Source organism: Streptomyces bungoensis, assembly GCF_001514215.1.
Lineage (GTDB): Bacteria > Actinomycetota > Actinomycetes > Streptomycetales > Streptomycetaceae > Streptomyces > Streptomyces bungoensis.
Map to the genome: position 1 here is coordinate 670,938 of NZ_KQ948852.1, position 13,036 is coordinate 683,973.

The 13,036-nt window shown below is 74.5% G+C and carries 15 protein-coding genes; 7 read left to right on the forward strand and 8 right to left on the reverse strand.

The window, feature by feature from the left end; genetic code table 11:
• Positions 1 to 33: 33 nt before the first annotated feature.
• Together AQJ66_RS07270 and AQJ66_RS07275 are read left to right on the forward strand one after the other, a co-directional pair.
• Complete coding sequence (locus AQJ66_RS07270; RefSeq protein ID WP_061918374.1) at positions 34 to 678, forward strand: CBS domain-containing protein; 645 nt, start codon at positions 34 to 36, stop codon at positions 676 to 678.
• A 137-nt stretch (positions 679 to 815) separates the two neighbouring features.
• Positions 816 to 1,586: an SDR family NAD(P)-dependent oxidoreductase gene (locus AQJ66_RS07275; protein ID WP_061918189.1), complete on the forward strand. Its 771-nt coding sequence runs from the start codon at positions 816 to 818 to the stop codon at positions 1,584 to 1,586.
• Between the two features lie 41 nt (positions 1,587 to 1,627).
• On the opposite strand, the gene AQJ66_RS07280 is transcribed toward AQJ66_RS07275, so the two are convergent.
• On the reverse strand, positions 1,628 to 1,819 hold the full coding sequence (locus AQJ66_RS07280) for a hypothetical protein (protein WP_061918191.1): 192 nt from the start codon (positions 1,817 to 1,819) through the stop codon (positions 1,628 to 1,630).
• A 250-nt stretch (positions 1,820 to 2,069) separates the two neighbouring features.
• Between AQJ66_RS07280 and AQJ66_RS07285 the strand changes: the two genes are divergently transcribed.
• Both AQJ66_RS07285 and AQJ66_RS07290 read left to right on the forward strand, forming a co-directional pair.
• Positions 2,070 to 2,576 (forward strand): Rieske (2Fe-2S) protein, encoded by a 507-nt coding sequence (locus AQJ66_RS07285; RefSeq protein ID WP_061918193.1) that lies wholly within the window; start codon positions 2,070 to 2,072, stop codon positions 2,574 to 2,576.
• A 252-nt stretch (positions 2,577 to 2,828) separates the two neighbouring features.
• Positions 2,829 to 3,299 carry a pyridoxamine 5'-phosphate oxidase family protein gene (locus tag AQJ66_RS07290; protein ID WP_061918194.1) on the forward strand — a complete coding sequence of 157 codons (471 nt, stop codon included), beginning with the start codon at positions 2,829 to 2,831 and terminating at the stop codon, positions 3,297 to 3,299.
• Here the strand turns inward: AQJ66_RS07290 and AQJ66_RS07295 are convergent.
• Entirely contained in the window at positions 3,296 to 4,243 is a 948-nt protein-coding gene (locus tag AQJ66_RS07295) for a LysR family transcriptional regulator (RefSeq protein ID WP_061918196.1), read from the reverse strand. The genes AQJ66_RS07290 and AQJ66_RS07295 overlap by 4 nt on opposite strands.
• A 75-nt stretch (positions 4,244 to 4,318) precedes the next feature.
• Between AQJ66_RS07295 and AQJ66_RS07300 the strand changes: the two genes are divergently transcribed.
• Positions 4,319 to 5,257 (forward strand): DMT family transporter, encoded by a 939-nt coding sequence (locus AQJ66_RS07300; RefSeq protein WP_061918198.1) that lies wholly within the window; start codon positions 4,319 to 4,321, stop codon positions 5,255 to 5,257.
• Between the two features lie 61 nt (positions 5,258 to 5,318).
• Here the strand turns inward: AQJ66_RS07300 and AQJ66_RS07305 are convergent, their stop codons facing one another.
• Positions 5,319 to 6,650, reverse strand: a complete 1,332-nt coding sequence (locus AQJ66_RS07305) for an aminotransferase class I/II-fold pyridoxal phosphate-dependent enzyme (RefSeq protein WP_061918200.1) — start codon at positions 6,648 to 6,650, stop codon at positions 5,319 to 5,321.
• 35 nt (positions 6,651 to 6,685) lie between these two features.
• Between AQJ66_RS07305 and AQJ66_RS07310 the strand changes: the two genes are divergently transcribed.
• Positions 6,686 to 7,357: a pyridoxamine 5'-phosphate oxidase family protein gene (locus AQJ66_RS07310; RefSeq protein ID WP_061918202.1), complete on the forward strand. Its 672-nt coding sequence runs from the start codon at positions 6,686 to 6,688 to the stop codon at positions 7,355 to 7,357.
• A 10-nt stretch (positions 7,358 to 7,367) separates the two neighbouring features.
• Here the strand turns inward: AQJ66_RS07310 and AQJ66_RS07315 are convergent, their stop codons facing one another.
• The 4 genes from AQJ66_RS07315 to AQJ66_RS07330 form a co-directional block, all read right to left on the reverse strand.
• Positions 7,368 to 8,312: a DMT family transporter gene (locus AQJ66_RS07315; protein WP_061918204.1), complete on the reverse strand. Its 945-nt coding sequence runs from the start codon at positions 8,310 to 8,312 to the stop codon at positions 7,368 to 7,370.
• A gap of 194 nt (positions 8,313 to 8,506) precedes the next feature.
• Positions 8,507 to 9,511 (reverse strand): EamA family transporter, encoded by a 1,005-nt coding sequence (locus AQJ66_RS07320; protein ID WP_061918205.1) that lies wholly within the window; start codon positions 9,509 to 9,511, stop codon positions 8,507 to 8,509.
• A 96-nt stretch (positions 9,512 to 9,607) separates the two neighbouring features.
• Complete coding sequence (locus AQJ66_RS07325) at positions 9,608 to 10,156, reverse strand: Clp protease N-terminal domain-containing protein (protein ID WP_244162764.1); 549 nt, start codon at positions 10,154 to 10,156, stop codon at positions 9,608 to 9,610.
• A gap of 150 nt (positions 10,157 to 10,306) precedes the next feature.
• Entirely contained in the window at positions 10,307 to 10,942 is a 636-nt protein-coding gene (locus tag AQJ66_RS07330; RefSeq protein WP_061918377.1) for a PadR family transcriptional regulator, read from the reverse strand.
• Between the two features lie 180 nt (positions 10,943 to 11,122).
• Here AQJ66_RS07330 and AQJ66_RS07335 point away from each other — a divergent pair, with 180 nt between their 5' ends.
• Positions 11,123 to 11,935 carry a PhzF family phenazine biosynthesis protein gene (locus AQJ66_RS07335; RefSeq protein WP_061918208.1) on the forward strand — a complete coding sequence of 271 codons (813 nt, stop codon included), beginning with the start codon at positions 11,123 to 11,125 and terminating at the stop codon, positions 11,933 to 11,935.
• 15 nt (positions 11,936 to 11,950) lie between these two features.
• On the opposite strand, the gene AQJ66_RS07340 is transcribed toward AQJ66_RS07335, so the two are convergent.
• On the reverse strand, positions 11,951 to 12,745 hold the full coding sequence (locus tag AQJ66_RS07340; protein WP_061918210.1) for a CPBP family intramembrane glutamic endopeptidase: 795 nt from the start codon (positions 12,743 to 12,745) through the stop codon (positions 11,951 to 11,953).
• Positions 12,746 to 13,036: the final 291 nt, after the last annotated feature.

Consider the following 13,036-nt stretch of genomic DNA (forward strand, 5'->3'; position numbering starts at 1 on the left):
CCGCGCCGGCGCGAAGCGGAGGAGGCTGACGCCATGCTGCACCGTCGCACGGTCGGTGACGTGATGACCGAGGAGGTCATCACCCTCCGCCCCGACACGCCGTTCAACGAGATCGCCGCCCTGCTCGACGCGAACGACATCGCCGCGGCCCCGGTCGTCGACGACGACGGCGCCCCCGTCGGCGTCGTGTCCTCGTCCGACGTGCTGCGGCACGAGACCGGCATGCCCGACGCCCAGGGACTGGACGGGAGCGACGAGCGCGCCTGGGGCAAGGCCCGGGCCCGGACCGCGGGCGCGCTCATGAGCAGCCCCGTCTTCACGGCCCGCGCCGACTGGACGATCCCGCGGGCCGCACGGGAACTCCACAGGCGGCACGTCAAGCAACTGCCGGTCGTGGGCGACAAGGGACTCCTCACCGGCATCGTCAGCCGCAGCGACCTGCTCCACACCTTCATCCGCTCCGACGCCGAGATCCGCGGCGACGTCGAGCGGGTCGTCCTGGAGCGCATCCTGGGCCTGGAGGAGGGCACCGTCGCGGTCGAGGTCCGGGAAGGGACTGTGACCCTGCGGGGGCACGTCCCGGAACCGCGTCTGGTCCCTGTCGTCGTGGGCCTCTGCCAGGGGGTCGACGGTGTGGTCGCCGTGGACGCCCACCTTGCCGCCGCCCGCACGGACTAGGCCGCGGTGGCGTCTTCGGCGTGAGCGGGCCCCGTGCGCACGGAATCAGTCGCGAGCGATATGTTGCAGCACCGATTTCATCGTCCTGAGGGCTGTGAGAAGCAGCTCCCCGCGTGGGGAAGACAGAGGGTGCGGCCATGACTCGCTTCCGCGATCGAGTGGCGATCGTCACCGGCGCCGGTGGTCCCGACGGCATCGGCATGGCTGTCGCCCGGGGACTGGCGGCGGAAGGCTGCCGGGTGGTCCTGGGGGCGACGTCCGAGCGGATACACCAGCGTGCGGCGGAGATCGGTGAGGCCGCCGTCGGTGTGGTGGCCGACCTGACCGCCGAAGAAGGCGCGGACGCCCTGGTGCGGGCGGCGCTGCGACGGTGGGACCGGCTGGATGTGCTGGTGAACAACGCCGGTATGACGTCGGTGACGTCGGGCTGGGACGCCGAGGAGGACGTCGCCGCCCTGTCGCTCGCCGACTGGAACGCGGCGCTCGCCCGCAACCTCACGACGGCCTTCCTGATGTCCCGGGCGGCGGTCCCCGTCATGCGGGCAGCCGGTTACGGCCGGATCGTCTCCGTCGGCTCCACCACCGGCACGGTCAACGCGATGCCGGGACAGGCCACCTACACCGCGGCGAAGGCGGGCCTGGTCGGGCTGTCCCGGGCGCTCGCCCTGGAGGTCGTCGGAGACGGCATCACGGTGAACGTCGTGGCGCCCGGTTATGTGGCGACCGGCTCGCAGTCGGCTTTCGAGGCGGAGGCCGCGGCAGCGGGTCCCCCGGGGCGCAGCGGGACGCCCGAGGAGATCGCCGCTTGCGTGGCGTTCCTGGCGCACGAGTCGGCCTCGTTCGTCACCGGCGCGGTCCTCGTGGCCGACGGCGGCCACAGCCTCCCGGAAACCTGGCCGAGGACCTGACCTCGTCGGTCAGATCGATGAGCGCGTTCCTCCGCCGCAGGTCACAGGAGACCGGGAGAGACGTTGCCGCCGGGCAGCTGAGGCTGCTGCGGCGGGCGGGCGCCGGGCCAGGGCGCGGAGGGCAGCACGCGCGACAGCTCGTGGCGCACGCGGTCGGCTTCGGCACGAGCCTGAGTCGGCACGTCACCCCGTTCCGCGACCAGGCGGTTGAAGATGGGGGTTTCCTGGAACACGCTGGCATCCGCCTTCTGAGGTTGACGCGGCACGGCAACCGCCGAGCTGCGAGCCGATCATGTGACGGACCGAGTATCCAATGCCGCGAGCCGGGGCGGAGCCCCGGCACGGTGGCGGGGCGCGGGGCGGCGCGGCTCGCGGCCGCCGCACGCCGGGACGGCGGGGATCCGGGTGACGTTCTGAACAGGCGGTGCCCGCAGGCCGTACCCCTGTACGTCACGAAGAGCTCCGCGGAAGGGGAACCCCCACATGACCAGCGCCTCGCCTCAGCCCGCACCGGGACCGGCCCGCCGTACCGTCGTGGCGGCGGCCGGAGCGGCCGGGCTCGCCGCCGCGCTGACCGCCTGCGGTTCGAGCGACGACGACTCCTCGAAGAACGTCACCACCGGCTCCGGTGCCTCCGGCTCGACCGGCTCGACCGGGGCCGGGTCCGCCGGCGGCGCCTCCGAGGACACCGGCTCGGCCGGGGGCACGGCCCTCGCCAAGACCTCGGACATCCCCGAGGGCGGCGGCAAGATATTCAAGGACAAGGGAGTCGTGGTCACGCAGCCGACGGCGGGCACCTACAAGGCGTTCTCCGCCAAGTGCACCCACCAGGGCTGCGCGGTGGGCAGCGTCACGGGCGGCGTGATCGTGTGCCCGTGCCACAACAGCCACTTCTCCGTCGCCGACGGCAGCGTCAAGCACGGGCCCGCCACCCAGCCGCTGGCCGCCGAGAAGATCACCGTCTCCGGTGACGAGATCAAGCTGGCCTGAGCCGGTCCGGCCCGCCGGCGCGGCCGAGGGGACGCAGCCGGCGGGCCCGCCCGCGACGGCGAGCGAGCGGCGCGCCGGGCTTCGCGCAGGACGGCGTGACGCCCCCTCGCCGCTGATGCCAGGAGGTGGGCGGTGAGAGCGACCACATCGGGGCGCGGGCGGGAGCCGACCCGTTCCCTTCTCTGACGTGATGCCAGAGGATCGGCCGCAGCCGGACGTTCTCTGGCATCACGTGGGAGAAGAGGGGGCCGTATGACCGTCACGCAGCAGCGCCGGGGCCGGAAGATCATGATGACGCCCGGGGAGCTGGACGAGTTCCTGACCAGCCAGCGCACCTGCCGGGTCGCGACCGTCTCGGCGGACGGCGCACCGCACGTGAGCGCCCTGTGGTTCGCCTGGGACGGCACATCGCTGTGGCTGTACTCGGTGGTGCGCAGCAGGCGCTGGGCCCAGCTGCGCCGCGATCCGCGGGTGGCGGTGGTGGTCGACTCGGGCGAGGAGTACGACCAGTTGCGCGGCGTCGAGCTGTCCGGGCGGGTGGAGTTCGTGGGCGAGGTGCCGCGCACCGGGGAGCTGTGCGCCGAACTCGACACGGCGGAGACGCTGTTCGCCCGCAAGAACTTCGGCCTGGACGAGATGCCGCACGACGGACGGCACGCCTGGGCCCGGCTCACCCCGGAGCGGATCGTCTCCTGGGACTTCCGGAAGCTGGGAGCTGTCTAGAGCCCCTCGCCCCGCCCCTCGCCCCGCCGATCGTCCTGCTCCTGGCCCAGCTGCCGGGCCGCCGCACGCAGGGCCCCGACCGCCGCGCGGATCGAGGGGCGGCGGTCGGCGTCCGCGCGCCAGACGACGTAGACGTGGCGCCGCACGCGCTGCCTGAGCGGGATCATGACGATGCCGCTCGGCACCGGGTGGCGGCCCAGCAGCGGTGCGATGCACACGCCCAGGCCGGCGGCGACGAGCCCCAGCTGGGTGTGGGTCTCGCCGGCGCGGTGGCCGACGATGGGCTCGATGCCCTTCGAGCGCAGCGTGAACATCAGCCACTCGTGGCAGAACTCGCCCTCGCCCCAGGTGATCCACTCGTCCTCGGCGAACTCGGCGAGGTCCACCTCGTCCCGGTCCGCGAGCCGGTGCCCCGCGGGCATCGCGACGTCGGCCGGATCGTCCAGCAGCGCGGCCTTGACCAGGCCGTCGGGCACCGGCATCGGCTTGTTGTACCAGTCGAGGACGACCGCGAGGTCGAGGTCGCCGCGGACGACACCGGCCACCCCGTTCTCCGGTTCCAGCTCGCTCGAGCGCACCCGCAGCCCCGGGTGCTCGGCGCGCAGGGCGGCGAGCGCGGCCGGGAACAGGCCGCGGGCGGCGGTCGGGAACGCCGACAGCCGCAGTTCGCCGACGACCTGGCCGCGGTGCGCCTCCAGGTCGGACTGGGCCAGCTCGACCTGGGAGAGGATGCGGGCGGCGTGCTCGGACAGCAGCCGCCCGGCGTCCGTGAGCCGCACGCCCCGCCCGTTCCGGGCGAGCAGTTGCTGGCCGGCCTCCCGCTCCAGCTTGCCCAGCTGCTGGGAGACGGCGGAGGTGGTGACGTGCAGCGCGTCCGCGGCGGCGCTCACCGAGCCGTGCCGGGCGAGGGCGTCCAGGGTGCGCAGGCGCTCCAGGTTCAACATGTAAGCGATTCTAAGAGGTACCGGGTGTGAATTCTCGATTGTGCTACGAAGTGGGCCTCCCGCATCGTGGACGGCATGAGCACCGTCGCCGCCACCCGGACCCAGTCCCCCGCCCCCGCCCGCCCCCGTCCCCGCCTCGGCTGGCGGCTGCGCTTCGGCGCCCTGTCCCTGATCTGGGGCTTCAGCTTCCTGCTGATCAAGGTGGGCACGGAGAGCTACGCGCCGTTCCAGGTCACCCTGGGCCGGCTGGTCTTCGGCACGGCGGTCCTGGTGGCGGCGATGGCCGTGAAGCGGGAGCGGCTGCCGCGCGGGGCCCGGCTGTGGGGGCACATGGCGGTCGCCGCGTTCTTCCTGAACGCCCTGCCGTTCTCCCTCTTCGCGTACTCCGAACTGACCATCCCGTCCACGCTCGCCGGCATCTGCAACGCCACCTCGCCGCTGTGGGGCATGGCGCTGTCCATGGTCGCGCTCTCCGAGGACCGGCCCACGCGGGTCCGTGTCGCCGGTCTGGGCCTGGGTTTCCTCGGGGTGCTCACGGTGCTGGGGGCCTGGCAGGGGTTCCACGGGCTGGACGCCCGGGGCACGGCCATGGCGCTGCTGGCCTCGCTGAGCTACCCGGTGGGGTGGATCTACGTGCGGCGCACGCTGGCCGGGTCCGGGAACTCGCATCTGTCCATGACGGGGGCGCAGTTGCTGCTGGCCACCGTGCAACTGGCCGTGGTGACGCCGCTGTTCACCTCCGTGCCGGCGCACTTCGCGCTGGTCCCGCTGCTGGCGGTAGCGGCGCTCGGTGCGCTGGGGACGGGGCTGGCGGTGCTCGTCCAGTACGGGCTGGTCGCCGAGGTCGGGCCCACGACGGCGCAGATGGTCACCTACTTCATCCCGGTCATCGCCACGGCCGCGGGCGTGGCGATCCTCGGGGAGTCGCTGCGCTGGACCACCCCGGTGGGAGCGGTGATCGTCCTCGCGGGGGCGGCTCTGACCCAGGTGAAGCCGAAGGGCGGCGCCTCCTGACGCCTCGAAGGCGGACCGGCCCTGTCAGCCTTCCGACGGCTCGGGGGTAGACCGGCGCGGTCTAGACGTAGGTGCGCGCCGGTGCCGGGCCGATCGCCGCCGCCACCGCCTCCGCCAGGGGGGCGGCCTCGCGCGGGGTCAGGGTCGAGACCGTGATGCGGATGCCGGGGGGCGAGGCCAGGCGGAACCGGGCTCCTGGGGCGACCGCCCAGCCGCCGTGCAGGAGGCGGGCCACGGCGCCCGTCTCGTCGGGGACCGGCACCCACACGTTCATGCCGGTGCGGCCGTGCGCCGTGACACCCCGCTCGGCCAGCGCCCCGATCAGGGCCTCCCGGCGGGCGCCGTACGAGGCCGCCACCGCGCGCGTGTCCACCGCGCCGTCGGCCCACAGCCGCACCACCGCCCGCTGGACGAGCCGGCTCACCCACCCGGGGCCCAGCCGCTGCCGCCCGCGCACGCGGTCGACGGTGACGGCGTCGCCGGTGAACACCGCCAGGCGCAGGTCGGGGCCCCAGGCCTTGGCGACGGACCGTACGAAGGCCCAGTGGCGAGTGGCTCCGGCGAGGGGGTGCAGGGGTACGTCGACGATGCCGTGGCCGTGGTCGTCCTCGATCAGCAGGGTCCCGGGGGCCTCCCGGAGCACGGCCCGCAGCGCACGCGCGCGGGGGGCGGTCACGGCGGCACCGGTCGGGTTCTGCGCCCGGTCGGTGACGATCAGGGCGAGGGCCCCGGAGTCCAGCGCCCGGCGGACGTCGTCGGGGCGGGGCCCCTCGTCGTCGACGCCGACCGGGACCGTGCGCAGGCCGAGCGCGGGGACGAGGTCGAGCAGGCTGCCCCACCCGGGGTCCTCCACCGCGACCGCGTCACCGGGCTTGAGATGCGCCGCGAGGACCCGCTCCACGACGTCGAGCGAGCCGGAGGCCACCGCCACGGGGCCGTCCGGCACCGCGTCGGCGTCCAGGGCGGCACGGGCGAGGCGCGCCAGTTCCGGTTCGACGTGGTCGTCGCCGTACAGCACGGGCGCGCGGTCGCTCAGGGCGGCGGCGGCCGCGAACGCCTCGGCCAGCGGCGGCAGGAGCGCGGGGTCCGGGTTGCCGTCGGCCAGGTCCCGGACGCCCTCGGGGACGTCCACCCGGATCCGCTCGCGGCCGGTCGTGGCCGGCTTCGGCCGGACTCTGCTGCCCCGGCGCCCCGCGGTCTCGATCACCCCGCGCTCGCGCAGGGTGCGGTAGGCGGCCGCGACCGTGTTCGGGTTCACCCCGAGGCGGGCCGCCAACTCCCGCATGGGCGGCAGCGTTTGGCCCGGCTCCAGCTCACCGGCGCCGACGGCCCGCTCCACGTCGGCCGCGATCTCCGCTGCGCCCCGGCCCTGGATCCGATACTCTCCTAGCACAAACCACATTATGCACTAGTGCAATGGAGAACGCCATGCAGGGGACCCAGGAGCCCGCCGCCTACACCCCGACCGACCGCACCGTGCCCACCCGGTCCGCGAACCGGGCGTCGTACGACAGGGACCTGGTGCACGCGATACTCGACGAGGGGTACGTCTGCCACCTCGGCTTCGTGCGGGACGGCGCCCCGGTGGTGCTGCCGACGCTGTACGGGCGGGTCGGCGAGCGGCTCTACGTGCACGGCTCCACGGGGTCGCGGCCGCTGCGCATGACGGGCGAGGCCGACCCGGGCCTGCCCGTCTGCCTGACGGTCACGCACGTCGACGGCCTGGTGCTGGCCCGGTCCGCCTTCCACCACTCGATCAACTACCGCTCGGTGGTGGTCCACGGCGTCGCGCACGAGGTGACCGACCCCGAGGAGCGGCGGCTGGCCCTGGACGCGCTCGTGGACCACGTCGTACCGGGCCGGGCCGCCGACTCCCGGCCCGCGAACAAGAAGGAGCTGGCCGCCACCGCGGTCATCCGGCTCGACCTCGACGAGGTCTCGGCGAAGGTCCGCGGCGGCGGCGCGAACGACGAGTCCGAGGACCTGTCGCTGCCGCACTGGGCGGGCGTCGTCCCGCTCCGCAGGGGCTACGACACCCCGGTCCCCAACGCCGACCTGGCGCCCGGCATCGAGCTCCCGGACTACCTGACGGCGCGGTGAGTCCCGCCCGTCAGGGGGCCAGGGGGGCCATCCGCCGGTGCCCGCGGGCCTCGCTCAGCGCCAGACCCGCGACCGCGCCGAGCAGCAGCAGGGTGCCCGTCACCGTGGCCGCCGTGAGGTGCTCGCCGAGCAGCAGGACGGCGAGCACGGCGGCGGTGACCGGCTCCAGCAGCATGATCACGGACACGGTGGCGGACCGCACGACGGCCGCCCCCGCGAAGTACAGGCCGTAGGCGAGGGCCGTCGGGACCGACGCGATGTACGCGAGCAGCACGAGCATCCGCACCGGGTGGCCGGTGTGCGGGTACAGCCCCTCGGCCAGGGCGAAGGGCAGCAGGCAGAGCGCGGTGACCCCGAAGGCCCCGATGGTGGTGCCGGAGGCGTCGGCGCGGCCGTCGCGGCCCCAGCGCCGGGTCAGCAGGGTCATGGCGCAGTAGCCTGCCGCCGACAGCAGGGCGTACAGCACGCCCGTCGGCCGGACGGTGGCCTGCGAGCCGCCGAGGGTCAGGACGGCCAGCCCGGCCAGGGCTCCGGCGACGGCGAGCAGTCCGCCCGTGCCGAGCCGCTCCCCCATGGTGAGCCGGGCGCCGAGCGCGATGAGGACCGGGCCGGCACCGAGGGTGACGACCGTCGCCACGGCGAGCCCGGTCGAGGCCACGGCCGCGAAGTAGGCGGTCTGGAAGACGGCCAGGCCGAGACCCGTGGCGACGGCCTTGGCGATCCGGCGACGCAGGGGTTCGGCGGCGGCCGGGCGGGCCCGGGAACGCAGCAGGCGGTCCGCCAGCAGCAGGACGAGTCCGGCGGCGCACCGCCAGAAGGAGAGTGTGAAGGCGCCCATGTCGCCGGTCCGGTAGACCAGGGAGGCGGCGGCGCCCACGGTGCCCCAGGTGGCACCGGTGACGATCAGGTAGAGCAGGCCACGCCCGACGGGCAGGCCGGCAGCGGTGTTCGGCACGAGGGTTTCTCCGCAGAAGCGCACCCAGGGGGTGCGGAAGTTCGGGAAGCGGCCCGTTTGAACGGCCGCGCGGACTTCGTCTGCGGGCAGCACCGTCCCGCCCCGCGCCGAGCGCGGGGCGTGTTCTCTCCGGCGGCCCGCCTCAGGCGGCCGGGGGCGGAAGGACGAGTGCGTGCAGCGGCATGGTGCGCACCTTAGGCAGCCGTTCCCCGGGCGGACAACTCCCTTTCCGCGCCCCCGGCGGCCACCGGATCCGGGGAGCCCTTGGCCGGGGTGGCGGACTGGGCCGTGAAGGCGCCGACGAGGACGACCGCACCGCCGAACACCTGCGGCGCGGACAGGTGCTCGCCGAGCAGCACCCAGGCCAGCACGGTGGCTATCACCGCCTCCAGGCAGGCGACGACGCCGGCGACCTGCGGGGACAGCCGCCGCACGGACAGCACGCCGGTGGTGTACGCGGCGACCGTGGCGACGAGCACGATCCAGGCCAGCAGGACGAGCGCCGGCACGGTGGTGCCGTTCAGGTGCGCCGGACCGGCGAGCACCGGCCAGTCCATGGCCCAGGGCCGGGCCACGAAGGTCAGCACCACGGCGCCGACCAGCAGGCCGTACGCGATGACGCCGAGCGGGTCCGGCGCCTGGTCACCGGCGTCGCTGCCCTGGTCGGACAGGACGAAGTAGCCGACCTGGCAGCAGGCGGCGCCGAGCGCGAACAGCAGTCCGAGGGCGTCGAAGCCGAGCCCCGACCAGACCTCCACCACGCAGGCAAGCCCCCCGGCCGCGAGCACCACGCCGAGCGCGGCGGCACGCGTCACGGGCCGCCGCTGCACGAACCGCACCCAGCCGAGCACGAGCGCGGGCGCCAGGTACTCCACGAGCAGCGCCACGCCGACCGGGATCCGGGAGAGGGCGGCGAAGTAACAGGCCTGGACACCGGCGACGGCGAGCAGCCCGAACCCGGCGAGCAGCGCGGGGCGGCGGCGCGGCAGCGCCCGGTGCCGCACGGCGAGCGGCAGCATCACCACGGCGGCGCCCGTCACCCGCAGCCACACGACGTGGAGCGGGTCGAGCCCCGCCTCGATCAGCGGTTTGGCCGCCACCCCGGACCCGCCGAAGGCCAGCGCGGACACAAGGGCGAGGCCGAGCCCGGCACCCTTGCCGCGGCTGCCCCGGCTGCTCTCAGACGTAAGCACCGGCACATGATGACAGGCGACGACAGGAGCGTCACCCCTGTTGACACCTGTCTCAGCAGCTGGACTGCCGGCGACGGCTCCCGCGGAGCCGTTCGGGGCCGGTCAGTCCGCCGCCTGGCGCCCCAGCCGGGCGCGCAGTTCGTCGAGTGGGACGCCGGCGCGTTCGAGGACCTCGACGGCCCGGGACTGCGGGTCCGCGACGAGCGCGGCGAGCAGATCGGTGCCCGCGACGCCGGACGCACCGCACTCCCGGGCGCGCCGGCCGGCGGCCTCCAGGGCGGCGCGCGCGACGGGCGACCAGTTCTCCCTGTCGCCCGCGGCACCGCCGGCTCGGGCCGGGCGGGGGACGACGGCGAGCGCGCCGGAGTCCTCCACGCTGCCCTGCCAGCGCAGCCCGTAGCCGATGCTGCGCTGCACGAGGTAGCCCATCAGCCGGGCGAGGTGCGGCCCGACGGCGGCACGGACCTCGGCGTCGGACTCCAGGAGGGAGTGCAGCAGATGGGCGGTGTCGGTCTGGCGGTCCCCGTCCCGCACGGCCCTGCGGCGGGCACCCGCGACCACCGCTGCCTGCTCGGCGCCGGGCCAGGCGTCGTCGTCCGTGCGCGGTCCGCTCTCGCCGTGGGCGGCCTGGTGGGTCGTACCGGGTTGCACGTCCTCCACCCCATCAGACACGGCAGGCCGCGTCATCCACGAGGGGAACCATGCGCGCGTCCCACGGAAAGTGGACAACCCCGCGCGGGATCTCATCCTCAAGGAGGAGATCAGGCCGATCCGACGGTTGCCGCAGCGGACCTGTGGACCTCAGTGCTCGTCGGCGAGGATCAGGTACAGCTTCTTGCGGGCTTCGTTCAGCACGACGAGCGCCTTCTCGCGCTGCTCCTTGCTGCCGGTGCTCCAGACCTGCCCGAACGCCTGCATCAAGCCGAAGCCGGCCTGCTGGACCTCGCCGAGGGCCTCCCAGTCGACCCCGCGCGAGGCATCCTCCCAGGGGGCGTCCGCACCCTCCTCGGCGGCGCTGCGGCCGGTGTCGGTGAGGGCGAACAGCTTCTTGCCGCCCTCGCTCTCGCTGGCGATCAGGCCCTCGTCCTCCAGCAGCTGGAGCGTGGGGTAGACCGAGCCGGGGCTGGGCTTCCACGCACCGCCGCTGCGCTCGGCGATCTCCTGGATCATCTCGTAGCCGTGCATGGGCCGCTCCTTGAGCAGGGCGAGGATCGAGGCGCGCACGTCACCGCGCCGCGCCCGCCCCCGCGGGCCGCCACGCCCGCGCGGCCCCCAGGGCCCCGGCCCGAAACCGGGCCCGCCCGGCCCCCACACCGGACCGCCGGGACCGAAGGGGCCGAACGCGGCCCGCAGCCCCTCGAAGCCACCGAAGGCACCCCGGCCGCCCCGGCTCGGACCCGCGTGGCCGTGACCGTGTTCGAATCCGTGCGTACGCATGCGGATCACTCCATTCCATCGTTGATCTATTGCGTCTGACTCGCGTCCCTTACGCGATGCGTCAACGATATATCGGAACCGATCGCATGACAAGGCTCTTCCGGGAGGTGCGCCGGGACGGGCCAGGACTCGCCGATTGGCCTTGGTCAGCGGCCTGCCGGGGGCTCTAGCGTCTGCGTCATGCGTATCCGAATCGTCGACGCCTTCACCGACCGCCCCTTCACCGGCAACCCGGCCGGAGTCGTGCTCCTGGACGACGCCTTCCCGGAGGACGAGCGGCTGCAGAACGTGGCCCTGGAGGTCAACCACGCCGAAACGGCGTTCGCGCACCGCCTGCCCGGGGGCGGGGAGGCGGACTGGGCGCTGCGCTGGTTCACGCCCGTCGCCGAGGTCGCCATGTGCGGGCACGCCACGCTCGCCACGGCCCACGTCCTGCACACCAGCGGCGCCCACGACGGCCCGGTGCGGTTCGCCACCCGCAGCGGCGTCCTCATCGCCACGCCCGGCGCGGACGGCTGGATCACCCTGGACTTCCCGACCGCGCCGCTCACGCCGGTCGCGCCCCCGCCCGGACTCGCCGAGGCGCTCGGCGCCGACCCCGTCGCGGTCCACGACACCGGTCCCCAGGTGGGCGACCTGCTGGTGGAGCTGGCCGACGAGCAGACGGTGCGCGGACTCGCCCCCGACCTCAGGGCCCTGGCCGCGCACTCCTCGCGCGGCGTCATCGCCACCGCCCGCGCCGGCGCCCCGTCCGGCGGCCACGACTACGTCTCGCGCTGCTTCTTCCCCCGGCTGGGCATCGACGAGGACCCGGTCACCGGCAGCGCCCACACCGCGCTGGCCCCGCACTGGTCCGCCCGCCTCGGCCGGGACGACCTCACCGGCCTGCAGGCGTCGCGCCGCGGCGGAGTGGTCCGCACCGGACTTCGCGGCGACCGCACGCTGCTGACCGGGCGCGCGGTCACGGTCATCGACGGCGAGCTGCTCGCCTGACCCGCCGGCCGGGCGTCAGGCGGTCGGCAGCCAGCCGACCTTCCCCGCGAGCAGGGCGTAGCCGACGAACGCGCCGATGTCGAGCAGGGAGTGCGCGACGACCAGGGGGCCGACCCGCCGCCAGCGCCGGTACAGGAGGACGAAGACCACGCCCATCACCATGTTGCCGACGAAGCCGCCGACGCCCTGGTAGAGGTGGTACGAGCCGCGCAGCACCGCGCTGGCCACCAGCGCGGTCCCCGGGGTCCAGCCGAGCTGCCCCAGCCTGCGCAGCAGGTACCCGACGACGATGACCTCCTCCAGGATCGCGTTCTGCAGCGCGGACAGCACGAGCACGGGGTACTTCCACCACACGCCGGGCAGCGCCTCGGGGACCACGGTGAGGTTGAAGCCGAGGCCGCGCGCGGCCAGGTAGAAGGCGATGCCGGTGCTGCCGATCACGGCCGCGACCGCGGCGCCCCGGCCGAGGTCGGGCCAGGGCCGGGTGCGGTCGAAGCCGAGCGTGCGCAGGCTCTCGCCCTCGCGCAGCAGGAGGTGGGCGACGAGGGCCACGGGGACCAGGGCGGTGGCGATGCCGAAGAGCTGCCAGGCGAGGTCGAGCCACGGGCGGCCGGGCGCCGCCGAGGCGTTGAGGGTGGCCGCCTGGTCCTTGAGCCCGCCCGGCTTGGTCACCGACCCCACGAAGCTGATCAGCGCGGACACACCGCTCGCGCCGAGCGAGAGCCCGAGCACGAGCAGCGTCTCGTCCCGGAAGATCCGTCGCGAGAACCTGTCCCACGGGCCCGCCTCAGCCACCGGCTCAACCTCCACGCCACTCCCGCCGTCGATCCGGCTCTGCGAGCCCACAGCATGCCGGATGAACCTGAGGAGCGCTTGCCCGGGAGGGGGTTGCCGGTGCTGCCCCGGCGGGACGGGGAGAGGATGCGGGGCCGACGGCCCCGACGGCACGGCAGCGGAGGAGCGGACGAGCGGACGGCAAGAGAGCGAAAACCCGCCGAGCGCTGGCCTGTTCCGCCTCGGCGCGGCCGACGGGAAGTCGTCCTACGGACTCCGGCCCGCACCGGGCGCGTCCGTGGACCGGGCTGGCCGGGCAGCCGCCGG

What these genes read in the sequence shown, in the direction of transcription:
- AQJ66_RS07270 (WP_061918374.1), top strand. Translation starts at nt 34, where the DNA reads ATGCTGCACCGTCGCACGGTCGGTGACGTGATGACCGAGGAGGTCATC.
- AQJ66_RS07275 (WP_061918189.1), top strand. Translation starts at nt 816, where the DNA reads ATGACTCGCTTCCGCGATCGAGTGGCGATCGTCACCGGCGCCGGTGGT.
- AQJ66_RS07285 (WP_061918193.1), top strand. Translation starts at nt 2,070, where the DNA reads ATGACCAGCGCCTCGCCTCAGCCCGCACCGGGACCGGCCCGCCGTACC.
- AQJ66_RS07290 (WP_061918194.1), top strand. Translation starts at nt 2,829, where the DNA reads ATGACCGTCACGCAGCAGCGCCGGGGCCGGAAGATCATGATGACGCCC.
- AQJ66_RS07295 (WP_061918196.1), bottom strand. Translation starts at nt 4,243, where the DNA reads ATGTTGAACCTGGAGCGCCTGCGCACCCTGGACGCCCTCGCCCGGCAC.
- AQJ66_RS07300 (WP_061918198.1), top strand. Translation starts at nt 4,319, where the DNA reads ATGAGCACCGTCGCCGCCACCCGGACCCAGTCCCCCGCCCCCGCCCGC.
- AQJ66_RS07310 (WP_061918202.1), top strand. Translation starts at nt 6,686, where the DNA reads ATGCAGGGGACCCAGGAGCCCGCCGCCTACACCCCGACCGACCGCACC.
- AQJ66_RS07330 (WP_061918377.1), bottom strand. Translation starts at nt 10,942, where the DNA reads ATGCGTACGCACGGATTCGAACACGGTCACGGCCACGCGGGTCCGAGC.
- AQJ66_RS07335 (WP_061918208.1), top strand. Translation starts at nt 11,123, where the DNA reads ATGCGTATCCGAATCGTCGACGCCTTCACCGACCGCCCCTTCACCGGC.